The sequence below is a fragment of the Luteococcus sediminum genome (assembly GCF_054783495.1).
Window position 1 is genome coordinate 111,082 of sequence record NZ_BAAGQL010000005.1, and the last position, 23,434, is coordinate 134,515.

Annotated in this window: 26 protein-coding genes and 2 pseudogenes; 9 read left to right on the forward strand and 19 right to left on the reverse strand. The window is 68.1% G+C overall.

Features of this window, described 5'->3' with window-relative positions; all coding sequences use genetic code 11:
- Positions 1 to 15: 15 nt before the first annotated feature.
- The gene (locus tag ACYVKA_RS03145) at positions 16 to 384 is read right to left on the reverse strand and encodes a DUF5997 family protein (RefSeq protein WP_460702897.1); all 369 of its coding nucleotides are present in this window, start codon (positions 382 to 384) and stop codon (positions 16 to 18) included.
- 56 nt (positions 385 to 440) lie between these two features.
- On the opposite strand from ACYVKA_RS03145, the gene ACYVKA_RS03150 reads away from it, so the two are divergent.
- Positions 441 to 1,088, forward strand: a complete 648-nt coding sequence (locus ACYVKA_RS03150) for a LysR substrate-binding domain-containing protein (protein WP_460702899.1) — start codon at positions 441 to 443, stop codon at positions 1,086 to 1,088.
- 18 nt (positions 1,089 to 1,106) lie between these two features.
- Here the strand turns inward: ACYVKA_RS03150 and ACYVKA_RS03155 are convergent, their stop codons facing one another.
- From ACYVKA_RS03155 to ACYVKA_RS03195, 9 genes and pseudogenes are all read right to left on the reverse strand, one after another.
- Positions 1,107 to 1,289: a hypothetical protein gene (locus ACYVKA_RS03155; protein WP_460702901.1), complete on the reverse strand. Its 183-nt coding sequence runs from the start codon at positions 1,287 to 1,289 to the stop codon at positions 1,107 to 1,109.
- Between the two features lie 308 nt (positions 1,290 to 1,597).
- Complete coding sequence (locus tag ACYVKA_RS03160) at positions 1,598 to 2,002, reverse strand: nucleotidyltransferase family protein (RefSeq protein ID WP_460702903.1); 405 nt, start codon at positions 2,000 to 2,002, stop codon at positions 1,598 to 1,600.
- 82 nt (positions 2,003 to 2,084) lie between these two features.
- The gene (locus ACYVKA_RS03165; RefSeq protein WP_460702905.1) at positions 2,085 to 2,909 is read right to left on the reverse strand and encodes an alpha/beta fold hydrolase; all 825 of its coding nucleotides are present in this window, start codon (positions 2,907 to 2,909) and stop codon (positions 2,085 to 2,087) included.
- 55 nt (positions 2,910 to 2,964) lie between these two features.
- Positions 2,965 to 3,744, reverse strand: coding sequence for a BPL-N domain-containing protein (locus tag ACYVKA_RS03170; protein WP_460702907.1), 780 nt, complete (start codon positions 3,742 to 3,744; stop codon positions 2,965 to 2,967).
- A 412-nt stretch (positions 3,745 to 4,156) separates the two neighbouring features.
- Complete coding sequence (locus tag ACYVKA_RS03175; protein ID WP_460702909.1) at positions 4,157 to 4,402, reverse strand: PIN domain-containing protein; 246 nt, start codon at positions 4,400 to 4,402, stop codon at positions 4,157 to 4,159.
- A gap of 383 nt (positions 4,403 to 4,785) precedes the next feature.
- Positions 4,786 to 5,610, reverse strand: coding sequence for an SDR family oxidoreductase (locus ACYVKA_RS03180; protein WP_460702911.1), 825 nt, complete (start codon positions 5,608 to 5,610; stop codon positions 4,786 to 4,788).
- Positions 5,607 to 5,903, reverse strand: a complete 297-nt coding sequence (locus ACYVKA_RS03185) for a HigA family addiction module antitoxin (RefSeq protein ID WP_460702913.1) — start codon at positions 5,901 to 5,903, stop codon at positions 5,607 to 5,609. The genes ACYVKA_RS03180 and ACYVKA_RS03185 overlap by 4 nt, the downstream gene beginning before the upstream one ends.
- A gap of 10 nt (positions 5,904 to 5,913) precedes the next feature.
- Complete coding sequence (locus ACYVKA_RS03190; RefSeq protein ID WP_460702915.1) at positions 5,914 to 6,195, reverse strand: type II toxin-antitoxin system RelE/ParE family toxin; 282 nt, start codon at positions 6,193 to 6,195, stop codon at positions 5,914 to 5,916.
- A gap of 132 nt (positions 6,196 to 6,327) precedes the next feature.
- A pseudogene (locus tag ACYVKA_RS03195) lies at positions 6,328 to 6,463 on the reverse strand (IS3 family transposase); the annotation flags it as partial.
- A 266-nt stretch (positions 6,464 to 6,729) separates the two neighbouring features.
- On the opposite strand from ACYVKA_RS03195, the gene ACYVKA_RS03200 reads away from it, so the two are divergent.
- Both ACYVKA_RS03200 and ACYVKA_RS03205 read left to right on the forward strand, forming a co-directional pair.
- On the forward strand, positions 6,730 to 7,287 hold the full coding sequence (locus ACYVKA_RS03200) for a winged helix-turn-helix domain-containing protein (RefSeq protein ID WP_460702917.1): 558 nt from the start codon (positions 6,730 to 6,732) through the stop codon (positions 7,285 to 7,287).
- Positions 7,284 to 8,156 (forward strand): M23 family metallopeptidase, encoded by an 873-nt coding sequence (locus ACYVKA_RS03205; protein WP_460702919.1) that lies wholly within the window; start codon positions 7,284 to 7,286, stop codon positions 8,154 to 8,156. The genes ACYVKA_RS03200 and ACYVKA_RS03205 overlap by 4 nt, the downstream gene beginning before the upstream one ends.
- A gap of 105 nt (positions 8,157 to 8,261) precedes the next feature.
- Here the strand turns inward: ACYVKA_RS03205 and ACYVKA_RS03210 are convergent, their stop codons facing one another.
- From ACYVKA_RS03210 to ychF, 4 genes and pseudogenes are all read right to left on the reverse strand, one after another.
- Positions 8,262 to 8,780, reverse strand: a complete 519-nt coding sequence (locus ACYVKA_RS03210) for a hypothetical protein (RefSeq protein ID WP_013161559.1) — start codon at positions 8,778 to 8,780, stop codon at positions 8,262 to 8,264.
- A gap of 214 nt (positions 8,781 to 8,994) precedes the next feature.
- Positions 8,995 to 9,708 (reverse strand): annotated as a pseudogene (locus ACYVKA_RS03215) (Abi family protein); the annotation flags it as partial.
- 58 nt (positions 9,709 to 9,766) lie between these two features.
- Positions 9,767 to 9,913: a hypothetical protein gene (locus tag ACYVKA_RS03220; protein ID WP_460702921.1), complete on the reverse strand. Its 147-nt coding sequence runs from the start codon at positions 9,911 to 9,913 to the stop codon at positions 9,767 to 9,769.
- A gap of 241 nt (positions 9,914 to 10,154) precedes the next feature.
- Entirely contained in the window at positions 10,155 to 11,228 is a 1,074-nt protein-coding gene (gene ychF, locus ACYVKA_RS03225) for a redox-regulated ATPase YchF (protein WP_460702923.1), read from the reverse strand.
- Positions 11,229 to 11,453: 225 nt separating this feature from the next.
- On the opposite strand from ychF, the gene ACYVKA_RS03230 reads away from it, so the two are divergent.
- Positions 11,454 to 12,125, forward strand: a complete 672-nt coding sequence (locus ACYVKA_RS03230) for a hypothetical protein (protein ID WP_460702925.1) — start codon at positions 11,454 to 11,456, stop codon at positions 12,123 to 12,125.
- 72 nt (positions 12,126 to 12,197) lie between these two features.
- The gene (locus ACYVKA_RS03235; protein ID WP_460702927.1) at positions 12,198 to 12,908 is read left to right on the forward strand and encodes a vWA domain-containing protein; all 711 of its coding nucleotides are present in this window, start codon (positions 12,198 to 12,200) and stop codon (positions 12,906 to 12,908) included.
- A gap of 83 nt (positions 12,909 to 12,991) precedes the next feature.
- Here the strand turns inward: ACYVKA_RS03235 and ACYVKA_RS03240 are convergent, their stop codons facing one another.
- The 4 genes from ACYVKA_RS03240 to wecC form a co-directional block, all read right to left on the reverse strand.
- Positions 12,992 to 13,336 carry a hypothetical protein gene (locus tag ACYVKA_RS03240; RefSeq protein WP_460702929.1) on the reverse strand — a complete coding sequence of 115 codons (345 nt, stop codon included), beginning with the start codon at positions 13,334 to 13,336 and terminating at the stop codon, positions 12,992 to 12,994.
- 34 nt (positions 13,337 to 13,370) lie between these two features.
- Positions 13,371 to 13,691 carry a hypothetical protein gene (locus ACYVKA_RS03245; protein WP_460702931.1) on the reverse strand — a complete coding sequence of 107 codons (321 nt, stop codon included), beginning with the start codon at positions 13,689 to 13,691 and terminating at the stop codon, positions 13,371 to 13,373.
- A 254-nt stretch (positions 13,692 to 13,945) separates the two neighbouring features.
- A complete protein-coding gene (locus tag ACYVKA_RS03250) occupies positions 13,946 to 14,791 on the reverse strand; it encodes a hypothetical protein (RefSeq protein ID WP_460702933.1) in 846 nt (281 codons plus the stop codon).
- A gap of 4 nt (positions 14,792 to 14,795) precedes the next feature.
- On the reverse strand, positions 14,796 to 16,025 hold the full coding sequence (gene wecC, locus ACYVKA_RS03255) for a UDP-N-acetyl-D-mannosamine dehydrogenase (protein WP_460702935.1): 1,230 nt from the start codon (positions 16,023 to 16,025) through the stop codon (positions 14,796 to 14,798).
- A gap of 179 nt (positions 16,026 to 16,204) precedes the next feature.
- On the opposite strand from wecC, the gene ACYVKA_RS03260 reads away from it, so the two are divergent.
- The 4 genes from ACYVKA_RS03260 to ACYVKA_RS03275 are packed head-to-tail and all read left to right on the forward strand — an operon-like array spanning position 16,205 to position 22,731.
- Positions 16,205 to 19,120: a glycosyltransferase gene (locus tag ACYVKA_RS03260; protein WP_460702937.1), complete on the forward strand. Its 2,916-nt coding sequence runs from the start codon at positions 16,205 to 16,207 to the stop codon at positions 19,118 to 19,120.
- The gene (locus ACYVKA_RS03265) at positions 19,117 to 20,007 is read left to right on the forward strand and encodes an ABC transporter permease (RefSeq protein ID WP_394277420.1); all 891 of its coding nucleotides are present in this window, start codon (positions 19,117 to 19,119) and stop codon (positions 20,005 to 20,007) included. Before ACYVKA_RS03260 ends, ACYVKA_RS03265 begins: the two co-directional genes overlap by 4 nt.
- A complete protein-coding gene (locus ACYVKA_RS03270; protein ID WP_460702939.1) occupies positions 19,991 to 20,845 on the forward strand; it encodes an ABC transporter ATP-binding protein in 855 nt (284 codons plus the stop codon). Before ACYVKA_RS03265 ends, ACYVKA_RS03270 begins: the two co-directional genes overlap by 17 nt.
- Complete coding sequence (locus ACYVKA_RS03275; protein ID WP_460702941.1) at positions 20,842 to 22,731, forward strand: glycosyltransferase family protein; 1,890 nt, start codon at positions 20,842 to 20,844, stop codon at positions 22,729 to 22,731. The genes ACYVKA_RS03270 and ACYVKA_RS03275 overlap by 4 nt, the downstream gene beginning before the upstream one ends.
- Before the next feature lie 61 nt (positions 22,732 to 22,792).
- Here ACYVKA_RS03275 and ACYVKA_RS03280 read toward each other — a convergent pair whose 3' ends face one another.
- The gene (locus tag ACYVKA_RS03280) at positions 22,793 to 23,389 is read right to left on the reverse strand and encodes a hypothetical protein (RefSeq protein ID WP_460702943.1); all 597 of its coding nucleotides are present in this window, start codon (positions 23,387 to 23,389) and stop codon (positions 22,793 to 22,795) included.
- Positions 23,390 to 23,434 lie beyond the last annotated feature (45 nt).

Genomic DNA, 23,434 nt, shown 5'->3' on the forward strand with positions numbered 1-23,434 from the left:
ACGCTTTATGTCGGCTCAGTAGTCGAAGCCGGCCTTCTTGGCCTTCAGCCGCTCATTCTCGGCAACCACCTTGCGGTGCACGGAACGCTCGTGCTCCAGCCAGGCGGGCGGATCGGCCAGCAGTGCGCCCACCTGCTCGGCATCCAGCGGTTCGGTCAGGCCGCCACGGGCCAGCCCGGAATTGGAGACCCCGAGCTTCTGGGCGATGACCTCGCGCGGGAAGGGGCCGTTCTTGCGCAGCTCGGTCAGCCACTGCGGCGGGTCGGCGCGCAGCGCGTCGAGGTCCTCGCGGCTGATCGGGTTCTGCTGGAACTCCTCCGGCGCGGCGGACAGCAGGATGCCCAGCTTCTGGGCGGCGGTGGACGGCTTCATGTTCTGGCTCACCCGGCAAGGCTAGTCGAGCCGAGCCGGAGCCGCGGTCCGCGCGCTAGCCTGCACGGGTGAGCGAGAAGACCACCCCTCTGCCAGAGCTGCGCATCGGACACGTCCGCGGGGTCGTGCTGCACAAGTGGCAGCGCACCTGGGAGGAGCGTTTCCGCAATCCGCTGCTGATCAGCGAGGTGCCCGACGAGGACCAGCTCTCGGGCCTTCGCGACGGCAGCCTCGACATGTGCTTCGTGCGCCTGCCGATCGACCGCGACGGCCTGCACGCCATCCCGCTCTACGAGGAGCAGATGGTGGCGTGGGTGGTCAAGGACCATGCGATCGCCGCCGCCGACGAGGTGACGCTCGCCGAGATCGCCGAACTGGACGACACGGTGCTCACCGAGCTGGACGCCATCGCCCTGGACCGGGTGCTGGCCGGCGCGGTGCTGGTGGTGCCGATGTCGATCGCCCGTGGCGCCAGCCGCCGAGACCTGGTCTTCCGGCCCGTGACCGATGCCGAGCCCTCCCCCGTCGCCCTGGCCTGGCGCGTCGACTCGGAGCATCCGCTGATCGACGAGTTCGTCGGCGTGGTGCGGGGCCGCAGCGCCGACAGCTCCCGCACCCAGAAGGAGCGGGCCACCTCGCGCACCAGGCCGGCACCGGCCCGCCCCCGCTCCCGCGACCGGCGCTCCCATCCGCCGAAGGTACGTCGAGGGCACTGAGCCGTCTGCAGTGCCAGCTCAACCGAGATGCTCGGCGCGGAGCTTGTCGAGCTGGGTGTCGAGGTCATCCAGTGGCGCCTCGCGGTCGTCGGTGGCCGGGTCGAGTTCGGTGAGGGTGTAGCGGCCCTGCTTGCTGCGGCAAACCTCGTCCTTGGTGAAGAATCCGGCAGCCACGAGGTCGGTGAGGCGACGTGAAAGCACGGGTGCGCTGATCCCCTCGGCGTCAACGATGGTGTGCTCCAGCCGGTCCTCGATCGGGTGCCCCCTTCGAACAGACCCTGGACGCGATGCAGCAGATGCTGGACGGCAGCACCCGCGGCAAGGTGCTCGGCCTGCTGCTGGAGCTGTGATTGACGGGCTCACCCAGGAACCAGCGCCCCAAAACAGACGAAATCCTGCATCCCAACCTGCTTTGAAGGTTCCAACGCCCCAGATCGTCTGTTTCGGCATCCACAGGAACGCAAGTGGGCCCGGCACCACAGTGCCGGGCCCAGGCGAAGCAGCCAGGATCAGTTGTTGAAGCGGAACTCCACCACGTTCCGTAGCCGAACAAGCTTTGGATCCGCGCCGTCAGTCGGTAACAACGCACCCACGCACCGCCTCGGGGGCACTGAGGCCGAAACCGGATGCTTGAGCAGTTGGAGAGGGAACACGTCGATGTCATCACACCCGAACAGCGCGCGGGTCTCCGCGAGCAGACCGGACGCACGCATCAGCAGATCCCCCTCGGCGGGATCCATCTCGACGAGGATGTCGATGCGCGATCCGGCAGACGCGGTGCCCCGCGCAACGGGACCGAACAGCTTCGGGTTGGCCGCGCCGTACCCGTCGAGGAGCACCTGGAACTCCTCACAACGCGCAGCGAGGAGCTCGCGCAGCGAGAGCTTCTCGGGTGCCATGACGGTCTCAGACATGCTTCCGGGGTACTGGGCCTGGCAGCACGTCGACATGGCGCTCTAGGTGTAGTTGGTCATGACGTTCCGGCACGGCGCACCATCAGCGCCCACTGGCGTGCGTCCCGTTGATTCGCTCGCGGGCCAGCCAGCGACTGAGCACGTCGATCCACATATCGAAGGCGTCGAGGTGCGCGTCATGGCTACCGCCATCGAGATCAATCCTGTCTGTCTGGGACCTGCGCCGGATCAATGCTTCCCGATCGTCGTTGCCGAACATCCCATGCTTCGCGAACACCGCGAGTGTCGGGACCGTCAGAGCCTCCCACTCGTCCCAGCGGGGCTCGTGCACCACCTCGATCACGCGCTGCATGACGGCGGCGTCGAAGCGCGGCACGAGGCCATGATCCGCCAGTTCGAAGTCTGCCACCCAGGCATCGACGATCGCGTCCCCGCCGAGGAACTCTCTCGCCGCGGCCTCGTCCTCGAACGGCACTGGCCACGACGCGAAATACCTGCCGAGCTGTGCGGCCTCGCCCGGATCATCGCTGCCCTTCACATGCCCTTCCAGCATCACGAGCCCTTTGACCAGGTCTGGTCGCGCCACCGCGACGAGGAACGCGGTATGGGCTCCCATCGACTGCCCGACGAGCACCGCGCGCTGCCCAGGGGCGAGCTCCTCGAGCACTGCGACGACGTCTCCGACGAAGGCATCGCGCGACAGGTCATTGGGAAGCCGTGTGCTCGCACCGTGCCCCCGCTGGTCCACGAGTAGCACCCGATATCCCGGTAACGCTTGCGCCGTTGGCAGCAGCTCGCGCGAGCTCCCCGCGAGACCGTGCAGCAGTACGACGACGGGGCCATCGCCACCGAGGTCAGTGACCGCGATCGAGACACCGTCAGGGCGTAGCACCGTGCGGTTGGTCATGCCACCTCCAGTAGCTTGATCTCGGCAGATGTGCTGCACGTAGCCTTCCCAGCGATCAACTGAGAATCCGCTTGACGAGCGGCAGCGCATATTGCCAGTCGTCGCCGTCGGGATCGACGAGATCGGCGTCCTCGAACCAGGTCACGTCTGCCTCCGGATGAGGCCCAATCAAGCCCACATTTCCATTGCCGCACCGATAATATGCGGCAGCGAGATCGCCTGTTTCATAGAGCGCATATTCCTCCGCACCATCTCTTGGCAGCCGCGCACCCTCTTGAAAATAGGTCCAACGCAAGGTCTCACCCCACGTGACTGCCACCACTTGATCACTGCTATCTTCCACAGGGAAGCCGGGAACGCTTACCTCCCCCTCAACGGAAGAATCAAGCAAACCGAAGCCCTCGCTCCCGGCGAGATATGCGCCCATGCAGATTCCGAGGTAGCTTCCACCGGCAGCAATATAGTCACGTAGCCCGCGGATGAAATCCGCAGGAAAACTCTGGGCCGCACCACTGATGTCGTCCCCACCGCCTGGCTGAGCGTAGAGGGTGGCTCCAGATAGGGCACTCGCTTCGAGAGGGACCTGTTCGTGTGGGCCGATAAACGCAACGTCCAGGCCAAGCGGTGGTCGGGACAGCCGCTCTGCAAGAACCTCCGAGCATCCTGCGCACCCTGCGGGGCCGCGGTACACAAGGGCGATTCGCCCGTCCGAACCTCCGCGCTCGTTCGTGCTGGTTGGTGCGCACCCGTTCACCAGCCCGGCGACCGGGACCGTCAGCAACCCCCCGAGGACCGACCGGCGCGTCCATCCAGCAGGTGGTTCGAACGTACTCATAGCTCAATCCTAGTGACCTTGCTCCACAGTTCACCGAAGCGACCGCGGACGAGCAGACGGGGCCGCCTCCTTCGCGTTGTCGATGACTGGTGGAGGTTTGACGCCCGAGTACTTCATTTCGGCGCGGAGGATTCGCGCCCACTGGTCACTGATGACGGCATCGAGGCCTGCTTCGTGAGCTTGTACCCGCGCGGTGCCCCTGTCACTCTCGCGGGCGCCCATCCCACATGGCCGACGACGCGACCCTCGATTCGCGCCATGATGCGGACATCATGTGATGCATAGCCGTAGGGCTGTTGCGGATCCGATTCTCCGAACCCCTTGAGATATCTACTTTCGAAGAACTGTCGAAGCCCACGCAGATCGGCCTCAGTGAGCTCTTGGTGGACGAGGGCCTCGATCGAATGACGCCTCACGCGTCCGCATTCCACGGGTCCACGAGTTCGACCCCGGTGTGCTGGAAATCCTTCACATTGCGCGTAGCGCAGGTTGCCCCGTGCGCCAGGCGGATCGCGGCGATCTGGGCGTCGGCCGTGCTGACAGGCGCACCTGCTGCCTCGCGCGACGCGAGCACCTCCGCGTATCGCTCCGCCGCGTCAGCATCGAATGCGAGCACCTCCGCGTATCGCTCCGCCGCGTCAGCATCGAATGCGAGCACCGACCGGCTCCCCCGATACGGCGCTACTGCTTGCCCGATCCTCTGAGCCAGCTCGTCTTTGCGCCGCCCTTCGAAACGACACTGGCCCGACCCTTGATGACGAGGCGACCGGGGCGATCCGGATCAACGATCGAGCGTGCTGATCACACGTTGAACCGGAATTCCACCACGTTCCGCCACTTGTAACCATCACGGCACATCGGTGCACACCGGTCCGTCGGGGCCTTCTGAGTAGGAAACACGTCTTTGAACGGCCGCCAGGGCGCCAACAGCGCGAGGGGGATCACACCAGCAGCATCCGAATCAGACAACGAGCAGCACCTGTACCAGTCAATCAGCACGTAGGCGCTTCGGTTCACTGCGGAGCAGCACGGAGGTACGCCTCAGGCTTCCGGCGGCCGACCGTCAGCAGGAGGACGCCAGCGCGCGAACCCACCTTCGGTGTTGAGCACCTGCCCCGTCACCCAACGGCCCTCATCGCTGACCAGCCACTCCACCAAGCGAGCGGGATCATCCGGTTCGCCCATCCGCCCGAATGGGAACATCGGCGCGACCCGAGCCATGATCTCGGGGGTCATGTATCCCGTGTCGACTGGCCCTGGATTGACCGTGTTGACGGTGATGCCGACATCGGCAAGCTGGTCGGCCAAGGTCACCGTGACACCCGCGAGTGCTGCCTTAGACGCCGCATAGGCCACCTCGCCCGGCATAGGTCCGAGGCCCTGGCCCGAGGTCATCAGGACGACGCGACCACCCGGGCGTCCATCGTGCTGAGCGGCGAACGCCTGCACCAGCAGGAGGGACGAGCGGGCGTTGACGGTCCAGTGGGCGTCGAGCATCTCGGCGGTCAGGTCGCCGAGGGCCCCATCGCCGCCCGATCGGGCGTGGTTGCAGACGAGGATGTCCAGATGGCCGAGCTCCGTCACAGCTCTATGCACGGCAGCCTCGGGAGCACCGTCCTGAGCCAGATCAACCGCAAGGTCGACGACGCGCTGGCTGGAGTCAGCACGATTCGCGTCGAGCTCCTGCATCACTGCCCCCAGGTCGTCCCCACCCCACGGTTGGTCCAGGTCATGCGGCCGATGGTGCGTCACGAGCACGTCAGCCCCGCTTCGGACCAGCCTCGACGCAATCGCGAACCCAATCCCCTGCCGACGACTGACCCCCGTCACGAGTGCCGCTCGTCCTCGAAGTGACCGGGCGCTCATGCAGTCCGTGGCGGCTGAATGCTGTCCAGCGCGTCCCCGAGGGCGTCCATCTCGACCTCAAGGTCATAGCGCACCTGCAGGTTGATCCAGAACTGCGCACTCATGCTGAAGAAGCGCCCCAGACGCAGAGCCGTATCCGCCGTGATCCGACGCTTGCCGTGCACGATCTCGTTGATCCGACGCGGCGGAACGCCGATGGATACTGCCAGCCGGTTCTGAGTTACGCCCATTGGAACGAGGAACTCCTCCATGAGGATCTCGCCCGGATGGATCGGGGGAATCTTGTCATCCATGTCGCACCTCCTAGTGATAGTCGACAATCTCAACCTCGCTGGGGCCCGCAGGAGTCCAGACGAAGCAGATCCGCCACTGGTCGTTGATTCGGATGCTGTGGTGACCGATCCGGTCGCCCTTGAGTGCTTCCAGCCGGTTCCCCGGTGGAACGCGGAGTTCATCAAGCTCGTGGGCAGCATCGAGTAGCAACAGCTTTGTGAGCGCCTTCTTGTGCAGACGAGAGTCGAGACGCTTGACGCGCTGTCGCAGGAACAGGCGTTCGGCATCGCGGTCGGCAAAGGAGACGATCACCCGACCATCATATAACGCAGCGCGTCATTAACGCTAGACATTAAACCGGAACTCGACCGCGTTCCGATGGATAGAACCATCTGGGTGCACATCGGCGCGACGGGACCAATGAACGGGCAGGCGCAGCTGGGTCTAGGCCACTAGGTTGAGGCTCGGGTTCATGAGGGGCTCGTACTCGATGGGCCAACCGACCCAGGCGGGCCCGCCGGCGGCGTCGGTAGGTCCGCTCGATCCAGGTGATGATCGCGGTTCGCAGCTCTTCACGAGTTTCCCCGCCGCCCGCAAGGCCGACCCGACAGACCCCCTGTGGATCACCGCCATGACCCAGGCCAGCAATGCGCGGGAGCGAAATCCCGGTCAAGCACTGCCTACGAGAACGTCCTCGCCCTTCATGCCCGCCCTGGGGCGCAGAGGGACCTTCGCACGTTGAAGCGGACTCCACCGAAATCCGTCACCCAGAGGTCGCCTACTCGCCCCCGCGGCAGGTCCGTAGTGCGATCTTACAGTATTCCGTAATTCTGGAATTATGTATCCATGACGACACCGGACGCACCTGACTCACTGGCCAGTCGAGTAGCTGCACTCGAGAAGCGGATGGTCGCGGTCGAGGCGCACGCCACCCCCGCCGCTGGTGACACTGGAAATACGAACGGCGCGCAAGGCAGTTCACCAAGCACACAAGATCACCTCTGGGCCCTTCGCGGCCTGAAGCAGTACGAGGATGACAGCGAGGGCGGCACCGTCATGCTCGTGGGCTCCGTCGAGCTTCCGGGCAGCGGCCCCGTCTCCTGGCAGATCGGAGCGCACGCTGACGAGCTCCTTTCCGACGAGTGGGACACGGTCACTGCTGTGCTGGACGCACTGGCGCACCCCATCCGCCTGCGCATCCTCAAAGAGGTGCTCACCGGGGAGAACAGCACCGCACGCGAACTTGCAGAACTGGAGTCCATGGGGTCGAGCGGGCAGGTCTATCACCACCTTCGCGCCCTCACCTCGGCCGGGTGGTTGAGGCCGGGCTCCGGGGGCAGACACACGGTGCCGGCCGAACGAGTCGTCCCCCTGCTCACCACCCTTCTGGGGGCGCGCCGATGATGCGCATGCTCAAGGCGGCTTCCCCCTGGCTCCTTCGAGCCTTCGTCCTGCTCGTGGCGCTGAGCTTCGTCATCGAGGTCCCCGTGTGGCTCGTGTTCGCGCCGCTGGGCCTGGCGATCGCAGTCCCTTCTCCACGTGCAGACGACGAGTCTCCCCAGACCATGCATGCTCCCGTGACAGGCCGCTGGGTCGCCATCAACAGCCCGGCGACGAAGGTCCCCAGCCACGGCGTTCGCACGCTCGGTCAGGCATTCGCAGTCGACATCCTGCAGGCATCAGACTCTCCCCGCGAAAGCGCCCCCGGCTGGCAATGGAGACAGGCCGAGCCCCAGGAGTTCCCAAGCTTCGGGGAGCCTGTCCTGGCAGCGGGCTCCGGCACCGTGATCGCTGCCCATGACGGCAAGCGTGACCATCGCGCCCGGAACACCTGGCCCGGCCTGATCTACATGATGTCGCTCGAGGCCTTCGGTCGAGAGTTGGCCGGGCACCGCTCCATCATCGGCAATCACGTGATCCTCGACCATAGCGACGGCACGTTCAGCATGTACGCCCACCTCAAGCACGGATCTGAAGCCGTGTGCGTCGGGCAGAAAGTCCGGGCCGGCGATGTCCTGGGAGCGGTCGGGAACACCGGGAATACCAGCGAACCCCATCTCCACTTCCAGCTGATGGACCGGCCCCAAGCGGCCATGGCCGCCGGCCTGCCGTTCCGGTGGTCCCCGCTCACGATCGAGCCGGATCCCGATCCCCACTGGGCTCCGAAGAAACCTGTCGCAGAGACGGTCGAGGGTCTCCCCGCGACAGGGCAGATCTTCCGCACCCCGGAGTCCGGCGTCATGCCCCAACCCAAGCGCGAGGCCAGTTGTTGACGCGAACACTCCCCCATGCCGCGCAACCAGCTCGCGCCCAACAGCTCTGACCAGCTCTTCTACAAATTGAATCTCCATTCGACCTCATTGCGTTGGGAATAGGCGTCACAGATCGATCGCAACGAAGCCTGGGTCACGCCGCCACTGAGGCCCGGTCGGAGCTGGCGGACGTTGCCTCGCGAGCAGCCGCTCCCCCACGGCGCGGAGTGTCTCGTCATAGGACGCCGCTTGGAAGGTGAATTCCAAGGGGTCCCCGATGGCGTCGTACGGCTCATCACTGAGGCTGTCATCCCATCCGAACTCGCTCCATCGCACCACTGACCCGGATCGTTCGATGTTGACCGTCAGCGCCCCACAGCCCAGGTCGCCGCACTCGCGACACACGTACAGCTCCACCCGGCCACCAGGAAGACTGTCCTGTAGCCCTAGGGACAAGGACGCTATCCAGCCAATCCCGGCTTCCAGATCCCATCCAGACCGCAACGGAGTGGAAGTCCACCCCAGCAAATCTTCACCGATCGAAGCGCGCAGGGATGAGCCGTTCACGACGAGGTCGAGATACTGGGAACGAGGCCGATTCCCGTCCAGCGGCAGCGTCGACTCGACGAAGTTCAGATGGTCCACGAGACAACGATAGGCATCTGAAATCCCTAGTCAACTAATTATTGAAGCGGAATTCCACCGAGTTCCGATGGATACGGCCATCATGCGATAGGGGCGCTACGAGCAGCGCCTCCGCTGGTCAAAGCACAGATGGAGGGATCGCAAGCCGCGTGAGCCTGGCCAACCACGCCGACTCCACCACCGGATCGGCCGCAGGAGCAGTCGCTCTTTACGGTCAGGCTTCCGGCGACTGACCACCGTTCCACAACCGGCTACTTCCGCGCCATTCACCAGGTGCTCCCATGTGCGTGATCGGTATGGCCGGGACGTCAGGGTAGGCGGCGACTACGTCAGGGAGCAGATCGCCTGGGCCCGCGTCGAGACGATCGAGCAGGAACTGGATCAGCGTGAGGAGGCCGAAGGTGCGGTTGTAGTCGGCATTGACTGCGTCGAGATCGGGGTGCAGCCCCGCCGCCGGCAGCTTCGGAGTAATGGCATGCACCCTGTTGAAGAATCGCCCGTGGTGAGCACAGGTGTTCCGCACAACATTGAGCACCTTGAGCCAGCTACCCAGCTGCGGCGCACGCAGCGAACAAGCATCAGCGACCGCCTCCTGCACGCCAAGCGGAGCGAACTCGAACAGGCGGCTGATGCTGCCCCAATCCAACAGCTCGACGGCCGCCCACACGGGAACCTGCCCGCCGTACTTCTTCTTGTGGTGAGCAACGAAGTCCTCTCGCGAGCGGCGAAGCGATTCGTTGTAGCGCCGCAACCACTTTGCGTGGGCGTCACCACGCCGGGCAACTGGCCCCAAGAGGGTGGGATCCAGATGGGCACTCGGGTCGACACGCCCTAGTTCGTGGCCGAGGAGAGTGCGGATTGCGAGTTCGATCGGCATGAGCGCTTCAAACGTTGCGCCTCGCAACTTGGCATCAAACTCATAGAGCGCAACAACGTCGTCGAATCTCGTGCCTGGATAGAAGTCGTCAGCGCGGCCGTCCTCGCACTTAACGCGGAAGGGGGTACCAGTAGCCGCTGAGCCGGTAGTAGTTCACCCGCGCCAGTGTCTTGGCAGCAACGGCGCGGTCTTCGATGAGCATGCCGCGCCTGAGCAGGAGGTCAACCTGCTCGTCGTAGGTCTTGTACGACTTCACCTGCTCCGCCACACGCCACCGCCCCGGAAAAAATGAGGACCGGCCCTGGACCTACCGAAGTAGGCGGAACCGGTCTTAGTACTCCAGAGTGTACGCGAGATGGCATTCACCTTCAACGCCTGAGGCCGGTGATCGACACAACAGCCCCACCCACCCGCGCGACGAGACACGGACTCAGATGCCAGAGCGGAACCGAACTCCTTCTACCAGCTGGACCAAAAGATGCTTCTGACCAGGCATCTTACAAACTGAATCTCCATTCGACCACGTCGCCGTCCTGCATGACGTAGTCCTTGCCCTCCAGGCGGGCCTTGCCGGCGTCACGGGCGGCCTTGACCGAGCCGAGGGCCACCAGGTCGTCGAAGCTGATCACCTCGGCCTTGATGAAGCCCTTCTGGAAGTCGGTGTGGATGACGCCGGCGGCCTCGGGGGCGGTGGCGCCCTTCTTGATGGTCCAGGCGCGGGTCTCCTTGGGGCCGGCGGTCAGGTAGCTCTGCAGGCCCAGGGTCTCGTAGCCGACGCGGGCCAGCTGGTCCAGGCCAGGCTCGGAGACACCGGCATCGGCAAGGAATTCGGCGGCGTCCTCGGGCTCCATCTCGGCCAGCTCGGCCTCGAACTTGGCGTCCAGGAAGATCGCTTCGGCGGGGGCGACGACCTGGCGCATCTGCTGCTTGAGCTCCTCATTGGCGAGCTCGTCCTGGTCGCAGTTGAAGACGTAGATGAAGGGCTTGGCGGTGAGCAGCATCAGCTCGCGCAGGTGCTCGGTGTCCATGCCGGAACTGAAGATGGTCTGCCCGGAGTTGAGCACGTCGATGGCAGCCTGCATCGCCTCGGCCTTCGGCTTGGACTCCTTCTTGATGCGCGACTCCTTCTCCACGCGCGGCAGCGCCTTCTCCAGGGTCTGCAGGTCGGCCAGGATCAGCTCGGTGGTGATGGTGGAGATGTCGTTGCCGGGGTTCACCTCGCCGTCGACGTGGGTGACGTCCTCGTCGACGAAGACGCGGGTCACCTGGCAGATGGCGTCGGCCTCGCGGATGTTGGCCAGGAAGGCATTGCCCATGCCCTCGCCCTGGCTGGCGCCCTTCACGATGCCGGCGATGTCGACGAAGCTGACCGTTGCCGGAAGGATCTCCTTGGAGCCGTGGACCTTGGCAAGTTCCGGCAGCCGCGCGTCGGGGACCCCGACGACGCCGACATTCGGCTCGATGGTGGCGAACGGGTAGTTCGCTGCCAGGACGTTGTTCCGCGTGAGAGCGTTGAACAACGTCGACTTGCCCGCATTCGGGAGACCGACGATTCCAATGGTGAGTGCCACGGCGACAGCCTACTGGCCGGGCACGATCCCCCACCAACCGGACGACTCGGCCGTGCACGTACCCCCCCCCAAAGTTCTATGGTTGACGGCATATTCATACTCGGGGGAGACAGAACAATGAGCAGCAGCACGCCCAGGCGCGCACTTGTCGAAAACAAGCAACGTTCGCGGACGCCTCTTCTGGTTGGCGCCGTTGGACTCGCGACGGTCACCGTCATCGCCACCGTGGCCACCGCACTGAACCATGACGACCAGGCGACCACCGGGGCCAGGCCGAGCGCGAGCAGCTGCAGCACCTCCATCACCGTGCTGGCCGATCCGGCCTGGGCCGAGAGCGTGCGGCAGGCGGGCAAGGCCTGGGGCGAGTCGCTGGGCCAGGCCGATTGCGGGACGGTCACGGTCGCCGAGCAGGCGACGGCCACCACCCTGTCCAAGGGGCTGGGCAGCACCGACGCGTGGATTCCGGAGGACCCCAGCGCCATTGCCGAGGCGAAGGACCCGGCCCCGGTGAAGGCCGCGAGCACGACTGTCGGCAGTTCGCCGCTGGTGCTGGTGAACACGCCCGAGGCGCACGAGGCCCTCGGCAAGCCCCTGCAGGGCGAGGCGCCGCCCACCAGCCTCAACACCGCCACCCCGGCGCAGGTGGACCTCACCAAGGCCGAGCAGCGCATCGTCGACCAGGTGCCGCTGGCCCAGGTGACCCAGAAGCTGGCCACTGATCCTGCCGACGCCAATGGCCTGACCGCGGTTGGCCCCCGCGCGGGTGTCACCGCGCTGGCGCTGGCTTTGGCGAGCAAGACGCCGGTGAGGGCGAGCTGGTTGCAGCCGTCGGCCGGGCTGTCCATGGGTGTCATCTCGTCGGAGACCGACGAGGACGTGACGGCCTTCACCACTTGACTGAAGGGTCCCGACGGTCGCAAGGCGCTGGCGGAGGCGGGCGTCAGCGCAGGCCAGGAGCAGCCGAGTGCCATGTCGCTGGGCCAGGTGGGTCTCAGCGGCACCGTCCCGGCGGTGACGGCGGCTGACCGCACCCGGGTGGAGACCACCCGTCAGGTGCACCAGCAGCTGGCCAAGCGTGACAGCGTCCTGCTGGTGATCGACACGTCGGGCTCGATGCTCAAGCCGCTGGGTGCCGGCGGCCCGCCGCGCATCAAGGTGATGACCGACTACATCCTGAAGTCCTTCGGCGCCTTCCCGCCCGGTATGAGCAATGGCATCATCACCTTCAATGCCACCGAGGACGCGGCCCAGACGCCGCGGGTGACCACGGTGATCGCGCTGCAGCCGGACGACACCAAGCAGTGGATCGCGGCCGAGCCGAAGTACCTGGCGACGCTCGCGGGCATCAAGCCCGAGGGCGGCACCCCGCTCTACGAGGCGATCGACACTGCCTGGACACACAACATGGCGAACTACCAGGAGGGTCGCACCAATCGGATCATCGTGGTGACTGACGGCGCCGACCAGGACGCCAGGAGCAAGGTGACCTACGACGTGATGATGAAGACGCTGCAGCAGAAGGACCCGGCCAAGCCGATCAAGGTGACCTATGCCGCGATCGGCCCGGACGCCGACCATGCCAGCCTGCAGAAGATCGCCACGGCGACCGGCCAGCAGGCGGCGCCGCTGAACACGACAGCCGAGCTGGAGCAGAAGTTCGCGGCGGTGCTGGAGTCCTGAGCCCTGTCTGGACAGCTCGGGATCGGCCGGATGCCACAGGGGCGTCGCGCATCGTGCGCGGCGCCCCTGTGGCGTCGGATGGGTCAGTTGCCCCGGCAGCTGGTGGCCAGGATCGACGAGTACAGCGCCACCTGCGAGTGGCGGATGGTGGCGGTGCGGGCGTCGCCCGTGGCGACGATGGCGGCGATCATCGCCGGTGCCGCCGATTCGTTGCGCTGGCAGCGGGTCGGCATGTAGGCGGTCAGCCGCAGCAGGGCGAGGTTGTCGGTGGGGTCGGGCCGTCCGGTGGCCGGGTTGACGGTCTGCTTGGTGTACATCGTGGCCCGGACGGACCGGTGGCCGAAGGCCTGCCGTCCGGTGCTCTCGCGGTGGGCGACGGCATTGAGGGCGCCGATGAGCAGGGGTCCGACGTGGTCGGCGGTGGTCACGGTGTAGGTGGTGGTGGCGGGGTTCCTGGTGCCGTCACCGAAGGCGTCCCAGGCGTAGCCGAGGCCCCAGCCGCCGTCGTCGTGCTGCTGGTCGAGGACGCGTTGCAGGTAGGCCTTGCCGGTGGCGCTGGTCCAGCCGAACAGGTTGAAGTAGGTGCGTGCAATGTTGGCGTCGCTGTAGACGGGTCCGGCCGCGGGACTGGCTCTTGAGGGCCTTCGTCTGTGCGGTGCGGGCGCTGGCGTAGTAGGGGCTGGTGCTGGCCTGCGGTGTGGGGACCGGGTCGGTGACGCCGACGATGACCTGGCTGGGGGCGGGGGTGGCGATGGTGCGGATGGACTTGCTGCGGGTGGACATGGTGGTCTCCTGCGTGCTGGGAATGGGTGTTTGGGCACAGGAGGGGCGAAGTGCCCTTCTATGCCTGTCGTCATTCCTATCCGCAGGATCTGGGGTGGTTCGGGACGCGTCGAGCCCGCCTGGGAGGCCCGCCATGGGGACAGGTTGGGGCCCTGCCCGCACGGTGGACCAAGGCGTCAACGAGCCAGGACATCAAGGAATCAGGGCGCCATGGAGCGCCAGGAAGAGCGGACGACACTGTCCGTCGGATGCGGTCAGGCGGTGGGTGCCGCCTGTGCCTCGGTGGTGCCGCTCGGCTCCACCGGCTCACGCTCCGGCGCCTGGGTCTGGGCGGGGGCGGTGGGCGCGGGCGCGGGCGCCTGGGTCTGCACGGGTTCCCGCGTCGGTGCCGGTCGCTGGGTCTGGACCGGCCTCTGCGTCTGGACCGGCCGCTGCGTCTGGACCGGCCGCTGGGTTCGCGCAGGGGCGCGGGTGGGCGGATCGTGCTCCACCGGTTCACGGGTGACGGGCTCGCGCGTCGCCGGGGCCCGGGGGTGGGGCTGCTCGGTGCGGGGCTGCTCGGTGCGGGGCTGCTCGGTGTGGGGCTGCTCGGTGTGGGGCGCCGTCGTGGCCCCCTGGCCGGACTCCGCCTGCTGCTCCACCACCCCGGGCCCACGGGTCCAGAGCCCCTGGTTCCCCGCCGTCGCGCCGGCGCCCTCCTCGGCCGTCCACCCGGTCCTGGTGCTGGCCGAGCGGCTGGGGCTCGGCGACGCGCTGGGCAACGGCGTCGGCGTGGGGCTCTGACTCGGCTCCAGCACCAGGCTGGGCGGGGCGCTGGCGGGCACGGCGCGCAGGGGCTGGTTGCGGAACCAGTCGGTCCAGGCGGGCTGTGCTCCGAGCACGGCACCGAGGCAGGCCATCGCCAGGCCGGCCACCAGCAGCACCCGGGTGCGTCGCCGGTCGTGCTCGACGGCGGAGAGGTTGCGAAGCACGCCCCAGACCGCCAGCACCAGGCCGCCGAAGAAGAGCGGGAACCAGCTGCCGGCCACCGCGCCGGCCAGCACCAGGTAGGCCACCCCGACGACGGCCAGGACGCGCGGCCTCAACAGGCGACGGGTCATCGGATCAGCGCCACAGGCCCTTGGTGTCGATGACCGTGCGGCCCTCCAGGCGGGAGCGGTCCAGGCTGCGGAAGGGGGCGTGGTCGACCAGCAGCACGACGATGTCGGCCTGCTCGAGTGCCTCGTCGAGGCTGGTCAGGGTGACGCCGCGGCCGGCCAGGTTCTTGGGCAGCTCGTCCACATTCGGCTCGACGGCCAGGACGGTGGCCTGGTCGAGCTCGCGCGCCAGGGTCTGCACGATGCCCACCGACGGCGACTCGCGCAGGTCGTCGATGTCGGCCTTGAAGGCCAGGCCGAGGCAGGCGACGGTCGGCTGCTGGGTGCCGCCGGCGACGAGCTGCTCGACGGCCTGGCGCACCTGGCCGACGACCCATTCGGGCTTGGCGTCGTTGACCTCGCGGGCGGTGCGGATGAGCTGGGCCTCCTCGGGCGTGCTGGAGACGATGAACCAGGGGTCGACGGCGATGCAGTGGCCGCCGACGCCGGGCCCGGGCTGCAGGATGTTGACGCGCGGGTGCTTGTTGGCCAGCTCGATCAGTTCCCACACGTCGATCCCGAGGCGGTCGCTGATCAGGCTGAGCTCGTTGGCGAAGGCGATGTTGACGTCGCGGAAGGCGTTCTCGGTGAGCTTGGCCATCTCGGCGGTCATGGCGTCGGTCTGGTGCAGCGTGCCCTCGCAGAAGGTGGCATAGAGGTCGCAGGCTCGCTGGGCCGCCTCGGGGGTGAGCCCGCCGACGATGCGGTCATTGGTGACCATCTCCACCATGATGCGGCCGGGCAGCACGCGCTCGGGGCAGTGGGCGAACTGGACGCCGGTGAGTTCGGGGCGCGCGGCGAGCAGCACCTCGCGGACGTGCTCGGTGGTGCCGGGGGGCGAGGTGGACTCGAGGATGACCAGCTCGTCGCCCTCCAGCTGCGGAGCCATGGCCGTCGTGGCGGCGTCGATGTAGCTGAGGTCGCCCTTGTGGCCCTCGGCGAAGGGGGTGGGGACGGCGATGATGTAGACGTCGGCCTTGGGGGTCTGCTTGGTGGCGGTGAGCTTGCCGGCCTTGACCACCTCGGCGACGACCTCGCCCAGCCCTTCCTCGACGAAGGGCAGTTCGCCGCGGTTGACGGCCTCGACGTGGCGGTCGCTGACGTCGACGCCGATGACGTCGAGTCCGGCGCGGGCCAGGACGGCTGCTGTGGGGAGTCCGATGTAACCCAGGCCGATGACGGCAATGGTCGAGTCCACGAGGTCTTCTCCGGGGGTGAGAGCGATGCGGGGGCGTCGGTGACGCTATCATCGCTTGCATAGGTTCGGGGGGACCGACGCGAGGGGCCTTCTGCTTTCCAGCCAGCATTCAGGAAAGTGTTTTGTTCAGGGTCGCACGCTCGTCATGAACTCTCCGAGGAGTCGAGATTCGCATCCTGTTGCTCACCCAGCACTTCCCGCCGCAGCCGGGGGTCCACGCCGACCGCTGGGAGTGGATGGGCCGGGCCCTGCGCGAGGCCGGGCACGAGCTCGACGTGGTGGTGCCGCTGTGGCGCAACCAGCCGCGGCTGACCGTCGACGACCCCCGTCTGGAGGTGCATGAGGTGCGCGCCCTGGTGCCGGGCCTGGGGATTCGCCGCCGCATCACCAATGAGGCGTTGGCCTTGGCGCAGTCGCTGCTGCTGGCCCTGCGCACCCCCCGTCCCGACGTGGTGCTGGCCACCGTCCCGGCCTTGTCGACGCTGCCGCTGGGCTGGGCGGTCTCACACCTGCGGCGCGCCCCCCTGCTGCTGGAGCTGCGTGACGCCTGGCCGCACCTGCTGGATGAGATGGCCAGTTGGAATGACGACGGCACCACCAGCCGCCCGCCGGCACCGGGCGGCACTGCGGTGCTCGCCGGGCCGCTGGCGCGCCTGATGTGGCGCATGGAGCGCCATGCCAGCGCGGTGGTGGTGACCAGCGAGTCGCTGCGCACGGGGCTGGAGGCCGACGGTTTCGCCCCGGTGCTGCTGGCGCGCAATGTGGCGCTGCGCCCGGGCAGGCCGGTGCCCCTGCGCGAGCCCGACGGTGAGCTGCACGTGCTCTACCTGGGCAGTTTCGGCCGGGCCCAGAAGCTGGCCACAGCCGTGCGGGCCGCGGCGATCGCCCACCGGGCGGGGGTTTCGGTGCGGCTGCGGCTGGTGGGCAGCGGTGTGCACGAGGTGCCGCTGCGCCGCCTGGCCGAGCGGCTGGGTGCGCCGGTGGACTTCGTCGAGCGGGTGCACGGCGGGGATGTCGCCGAGCACTATGCCTGGGCCGATTCGGTGCTGGTGATGTTGCGCGGCTGGAGCGGCATGGAGCTGACCGTGCCTTCCAAGCTGTACGAGGCGCTGGCCAGTGGCCGGCACGTCTCGGCGAGCGTGACGGGTGAGGCGGCCCGGATCGTCGTCGAGTCCGGTGCCGGTGACGTCACGGCCCCCGACGATGCCGAGGCGCTGGCGGCGCTGTGGCAGGGGCTGGCGAGCGATCCGTCGCGCCTGCGGGTGGGCGAGGGTGGCCGTCGCTGGGTGGAGCAGTGGGCGACGCCCGAGCGCGGCGCCGCGACGATGCTGCAGGCGCTGGAACTGGCCGCTGACCAGCACGGGCAGCACGCAGGGTCCCGGGGTACCCACAGGCTGGGCCCGTTGCTGCAGGATGCGGCGCTCACCCTCGGCACCATCGCATCGCACCTGGACGGCGACAGTGCCACCTTCTTCGTGCAGCTGGCCCGTCGCACCGGTCTGGCCCGGCGGGTGCGCACCGGGCGGGGTCCGCGGGCCTGGCAGGTGGTGGCGGCGCACCTGGCCGACCGTCCCGACGAGCTGCAGCGCACGGTTGCCGCCTGGGCCGAGCACTCCCCCGGCACCGGCCCGCTGGACCGCTTTGCGGCGGCGGCTGCCCTGGCGCACGGGCACCACGACCTGGTGCCGAAGCGCCTGGTGGGCCCCGATGACCGGGCCCGGCGTGAGCTGCAGGCCGGTGACCTCCACGCCGCGCTGGCCGAGGCGGGTCCGTCGACGCGGCTGGGGCGACGGATCCAGGGCACCCTGGATGCGCTGCAGCCGGGGCACCTGGCTCCCCCGGCGCGGGGCCCGCGGCCTGGCTGGCGGCCCGACCAGCGACGGGTGCTGCACGTGCTCACCAACTCACTGCCGCACACCCGCTCGGGTTCGACGCTGCGCAGCCAGGCGATCATGCAGGCCCAGCAGCGGGCGGGCTGGCGGGTGGAGGCGGTCACCCGGCTCGGCTATCCGGTGACGATTGGCCGTCTGGGAGCGCCGCGCCGCGAGCTGGTCGACGGTGTGCTGGTGCACCGCCTGGTGCCGTGGCAGATGCCGGCGGCCACCCCGCAGCGCCTGGCGGAGCAGGCCCGTCGGCTGGCCCGGCTGGTGGAGCGCTCGCGCCCGGCGGTGCTGCACACCACCACGGACTACACCAATGGCCTGGTCACCGAGGCGGTGGCGAGGCGTTTCGGGTTGCCGTGGATCTACGAGATGCGCGGGCAGCTGGAGCTCACCTGGCTCTCGAAGCGTCCCGAGCAGGTGCGGGAGCGGGCCGAGCACAGTGACTTCCTGCGGCTGCAGCGCGACCGCGAGACCGCCTGTGCGCTGGCGGCCGATGCGGTGGTGGTGCTCTCCGAGGTGCAGAAGGACGACCTGGTGGCCCGGGGCGTGCCGGCCGAGCGGATCAGCGTGGTGCCCAATGCCGTCGACGAGCACCTGCTGCAGCGCAGCACGAGTCGGCGCGAGGCCCGGGAGCGGCTGGGCATCGAGCCGGACGCGTCGTGGATCGGTGCGGTGAGTTCGCTGGTGGGCTATGAGGGTTTCGGCACCACGCTGGAGGCGGTGGCGCTGCTGCGCGCCGAGGGCCACGACGTGCGCTGTGCCTTGGTGGGTGACGGCACCGAGCGTCCGGCGCTGCAGCAGCGGGCGCGTGAGCTGGGCATCGCCGATGTCTGTGTCTTTCCCGGACGGGTGGGGCGCGAGGAGGCGCTGTCCTGGGTGGAGGCGCTCGACGTGGTGGCGGTGCCGCGGATGGACACGCCAGTGTGCCGGGTGGTGACGCCGATGAAGCCGGTGGAGGCGATGGCGCTGGGCCGCGCTGTGGTGACCAGTGATCTGCCGGCGCTGCGGGAGCTGCTGGAGCCGAGCGGCCTGCCGCTGGTGCCGGCCGGGGATGCGGCTGCGCTGGCTGGGGCCGTCGCCGGCCTGCTGGACGATCCGCAGGCCACGCAGGAGCACGTCGCAAAGGCGAGGGCCTGGGCCGCGCGCCGCACCTGGCAGCACGCGGCGGAGGTCTACGATCGCCTGTACCGAACCCTGGAAGGCAATCGATGAGCACCCCCCTGCGCTCAGCGGCCGATGCAGGGCCGGCACCGCGGATCCCCCCACGCCGCAGCGCCGAGCCCCGGCCGCTTCGTCCCGTCAGCGGCAGGCCCCCCTTGGGCGTCTACCTGCAGCAGTTGTGGGAGAGTCGTCACTTCATCGGCGAGCGGGCGTGGAGCCTGGCGGTGACGCAGAACCGGGGCCTGTTGCTGGGCAACCTGTGGCTGGTGCTGAACCCGCTGTTGGATGCCGCGATCTACATGGTGATCTTCGGCTTCCTCTTCGCCTCGAACATCCCGAACTTTCCTGCCTATCTGGTGATCGGCATCTTCATGTTCGGCATCACCAGCCGCGACGTCACCTCGGCGGCCAGCGTGATGGCCGCCAACCGTGGGCTGATGCGGGCCTTCAGTTTCCCGCGGGCCGCGCTGCCGCTGGCCTCGCTGGTGCGCAACATGATCGAGTCGGTGCCCTCGATCGTGGTGATGGCGCTGCTGACCATCCCCTTCGTCGGGCTGCCCGGTGCGGCGGTGCTGCTCTTCCCCGCCCTCTATGCGCTGCAGGTGCTCTTCAATGCCGGGCTGGTCTTCGCCGCCGCCCGGCTGTGTTCGATGGTGCCGGACTTCAAGAAGGTGATCCCGGTCTTCTTCCGCTTCCTGCTCTACGGCTCGGCGATCATGTTCTCCATCGACCGCTATGACGCCATTCCGTGGCTGGCGCGGATCATCCGGCACAATCCGCTCTTCCTGCTGGTGGACGGCTACCGACAGCTGCTGCTGTTCGACCAGGTGCCGGCGGCCAGCCACTGGCTGGAGCTTTCGGCCTGGGCCGTGGGCGTGCTGGTGCTGGGCTTCGTCTGGTTCTGGCGCGGGGAGGTGTCCTATGGCCGTCCCGAGTGATGCACAGCTCGGCCATCCGTCGGTGGTGGTGGAGGACGTCGTGGTGCGCTACCGCTCCGAGATGGGCCGCGCGACGCAGCGTCGCGGCCTGGGGCGGATGGCCGAGCTGGTGCTGCCGAGCCGCCGCACCGAGGTGGTGGAGGCGCTGAAGGGTGTCTCCTTCACCGTGCACGAGGGTGAGCACCTGGGCATCCTGGGGGCCAACGGTTCGGGCAAGAGCACCCTGCTGCGGGTGGTCGCCGGTCTGCAGACACCGCATGCGGGCCAGGTGAGTGCCACGGCGACGCCGGTGCTGCTGGGCGTGCAGGCGGCACTGGTGAACCAGCTGAGCGGGCGACGCAATGTCACCCTGGGACTGCTGGCGCTGGGCCATTCGCCCGAGAGGGCGGCCGAGCTGATGCCCGAGGTGGTGGAACTGGCCGGGATCGGCACCGCCATCGACCGCCCGATGAGCACCTATTCGTCGGGCATGAGCGCCCGGCTCACCTTCGCCATCGCCGCGGCCGCCGAACCCGAGATCCTGCTGATCGACGAGGCGCTGGGCACTGGTGATGCGGCCTTCGCGAAGCGCTCGGAGGAGACCATCGAGAGGATCCGGGAGCGCGCGGGCACCATCTTCCTGGTCTCGCACGCCGCCCAGACCATCGAGACGATGTGCACCCGGGCGATTTGGCTGCACATGGGTGAGCTGATTGCCGACGGCGATGCGAGGACGGTGGCCCGCACCTACCGCTGGTGGGCGTGGAAGACCGCCTCGAAGGAGTTCGAGATCGCCGACCGGGTGCTCTCGCAGGCCCGTGACGGTTTCCTGGTGGCCTCGCTGGAGGCCACGCAGTGAGCATCCAGCAGATGGTCGACGACCTGCGTCGGGCGCTGTGGCACCTGCGTGCCGGCGGATTCGACCAGTTGCGGGAGCATCGTCGCCGCAAGCGTCGCGGCAGCGTGGGCGTGCGCTTCGAGAGTCGCCTGTTCTCCGACGAGTCGGGGCTCGACGTGCGGCCCTTCGTCTGGCCGGAGGCCGAGCCGCGGCGCGATCTTCGGGTGGGCACGATCGCCGACGACTTCACCCGCGCCGCCTTCGCCTACGAGTGGCGCAGCGTCGTGCTGAGGCCGTCCACCTGGCGCGAGCAGGTCGACCAGATCGACCTGCTCTTCGTGGAGAGCGCCTGGCACGGCAACCACGACACCTGGCAGTACCAGCTCACCGGCAGCAAGGCGCCGTCGGACGAGCTGCGGGCGCTGGTGGCGGCCTGCCGGGAGCGCGGCATCCCGACGGTCTTCTGGAACAAGGAGGACCCCACCCACTTCGAGGACTTCCTCGGCAGTGCCCGCCTCTTCGACCACGTCTTCACCACCGACGAGGCCTGCCTGCCCCGCTACCGCGAGGCGCTGGGCCACGACCGGGTGGCGGTGCTGCCCTTTGCAGTGCAGGAGCGGGTGACCAATCCGCTGCGCCGCCAGGACGGGGCGCACGAGCGCGGGATCGCCTTTGCGGGCACCTGGTTCGCGCACAAGTACCCGGAGCGTCGCGAGCAGATGCGGCTGCTCTTCGACGCGGCGCTGGCCGTCGAGGCCGAGCACGGCGGGCCGCAGGGTGACTGCCGCTTCGAGGTCTTCTCCCGCTTCCTGGGCGGCGACGAGCGTTACCAGTTCCCCGAGCCCTATGCCTCGCACGTGGTCGGCAGCCTGTCCTATGACCAGATGCTCTCGGCCTACCGCGCCTACAAGGCCTTCCTGAACGTCAACACGGTCACCGACTCCCAGACCATGTTCGCCCGTCGGCTGCTGGAGATCACCGCCTGCGGCACCCCGGTGGTCACCACCCCCACCCCTGCCATCGAGCACTTCCTGGGCGACGGGGTGGCGCAGGTGGCCTCCACCGAGGAGGCGGTGCGGGAGCTGCGCCTGGTCGTCGACGATCCCGACCATGCCGCCCGCATGGTGCATCGCGGGCAGCGCCGGCTGTGGGCCGGGCACACCTACTCGCACCGGGTGGACGAGGTGCTGCGCGCCACCGGACTGCCGGGGGTGGTGGGCACCAACCGCCAGGTGAGCGTGGTGCTGGCCACCAAGCGGCCCCACCAGCTCGACCACGCCCTCGGCCAGGTCGCGCAGCAGTCCGGGGTCGAGGTGCAGCTCCTGGTGGGCGCGCACGGTTTCGCCCCCGAGCAGGCCTGGATCGAGCGGGCACGGGAGCGCGGCCTGGTGGTCGACGTCGTCGAGGCACCCCAGGACTGGCAGCTGGGCGACGTGCTCAATGCCCTGGTGGAGCGGGCCGATGCCCCGGTCGTCTCCAAGATGGACGACGACGACCTCTACCTGCCGCACTACCTGGCCGACCTGCTGGCGGCGCAGCGCATCACCGGCGCCGAGGTGGTGGGCAAGTATGAGCGGTGGGTGCACCTGGCCCAGCGCGACCTCACGGTGCTCGCCAGCCCCGGCATGGCCTGGCGCCGCACCGACTTCGTCGCCGGCCCGACCATCACCGGCACACGGGAGGTCTTCCGCGAGGTGGGCTTCCCGGCCCTGAACCGCAGCGAGGACACCGGCTTCCTGCGCGCGGCGCGGGAGGCCGGCGGGACGATTATCGCGACCGACCCCTTCAACTTCGTGCAGATGCGCTCCGGTGCCGACGGCGGCCACTCCTGGGACGTGGCCGACGACCACTTCCTGAAGGCGGAGCGGCAGGTGGCGGGGCTGCAGCTGAAACGGGTCATGGTCTGATCCGCCTCGGCAGCGCCCCCGACCGGACCAGCCGAACTGCGTCGGCCGGGGTGTCCCCAGGTCAGACCTGGTCCACCAAGGCGTTGAGGTTCACCAGCGAGGTCGCCTGCTTCATGCTCAGCACCGCGTGGCCGTCGGTGAGTGTGGTCACCACCAGGTTGACCTCCCCCTGGGACGGGAGATCGGATTGCCGGACCCAGTCGAGCAGACCTTTCTGCTGCTCGAAGAGCCGGTCGCCCGGATTGGTGATGATCGTGATCGCCGGGATGTGGCCAGAGCGTTCCATCCTCGACAAGACGCTGACCTGTTCGGGGTGCAGCACTCGATAGTCCTCGATGGGCATGCGGGTGATGTAGGTCTCGACCTCCTTCACCGCGGTCGGGAACCATCCGGCGAAATCGAGCTGGGGCACCTCGCACAGCGCCCGCGACCCGGGCAGGCTCGACGCCAGACTAATCGCACCGAAGCCGCCGAGCGAGGATCCATAGATGGTCAGGCGTGAGGGATCCAGCCGAAGTTCGTCCAGGATCTCGGTGACGATCTGCGCGAAGGCCTCGATGACATCGTGCCGGGGATGCATGTACCAGGCTCCGCGCAGCCGCGGGTGCTGCAGCATCGCGGGATCGGCGAAGGCCAGGACCTCCTGGCGTGGGACCAAGTGGCGCCACTTGAACCTCGAGGGAATCTGGGGGGCGTGGGCGTG

What these genes read in the sequence shown, in the direction of transcription:
- ACYVKA_RS03165 (WP_460702905.1), bottom strand. Translation starts at nt 2,909, where the DNA reads ATGACCAACCGCACGGTGCTACGCCCTGACGGTGTCTCGATCGCGGTC.
- ACYVKA_RS03270 (WP_460702939.1), top strand. Translation starts at nt 19,991, where the DNA reads ATGGCCGTCCCGAGTGATGCACAGCTCGGCCATCCGTCGGTGGTGGTG.
- ACYVKA_RS03170 (WP_460702907.1), bottom strand. Translation starts at nt 3,744, where the DNA reads ATGAGTACGTTCGAACCACCTGCTGGATGGACGCGCCGGTCGGTCCTC.
- ACYVKA_RS03235 (WP_460702927.1), top strand. Translation starts at nt 12,198, where the DNA reads ATGTCGCTGGGCCAGGTGGGTCTCAGCGGCACCGTCCCGGCGGTGACG.
- ACYVKA_RS03180 (WP_460702911.1), bottom strand. Translation starts at nt 5,610, where the DNA reads ATGAGCGCCCGGTCACTTCGAGGACGAGCGGCACTCGTGACGGGGGTC.
- ACYVKA_RS03185 (WP_460702913.1), bottom strand. Translation starts at nt 5,903, where the DNA reads ATGGATGACAAGATTCCCCCGATCCATCCGGGCGAGATCCTCATGGAG.
- ACYVKA_RS03160 (WP_460702903.1), bottom strand. Translation starts at nt 2,002, where the DNA reads ATGTCTGAGACCGTCATGGCACCCGAGAAGCTCTCGCTGCGCGAGCTC.
- ACYVKA_RS03265 (WP_394277420.1), top strand. Translation starts at nt 19,117, where the DNA reads ATGAGCACCCCCCTGCGCTCAGCGGCCGATGCAGGGCCGGCACCGCGG.
- ACYVKA_RS03200 (WP_460702917.1), top strand. Translation starts at nt 6,730, where the DNA reads ATGACGACACCGGACGCACCTGACTCACTGGCCAGTCGAGTAGCTGCA.
- ACYVKA_RS03245 (WP_460702931.1), bottom strand. Translation starts at nt 13,691, where the DNA reads ATGTCCACCCGCAGCAAGTCCATCCGCACCATCGCCACCCCCGCCCCC.
- ACYVKA_RS03250 (WP_460702933.1), bottom strand. Translation starts at nt 14,791, where the DNA reads ATGACCCGTCGCCTGTTGAGGCCGCGCGTCCTGGCCGTCGTCGGGGTG.
- ACYVKA_RS03205 (WP_460702919.1), top strand. Translation starts at nt 7,284, where the DNA reads ATGATGCGCATGCTCAAGGCGGCTTCCCCCTGGCTCCTTCGAGCCTTC.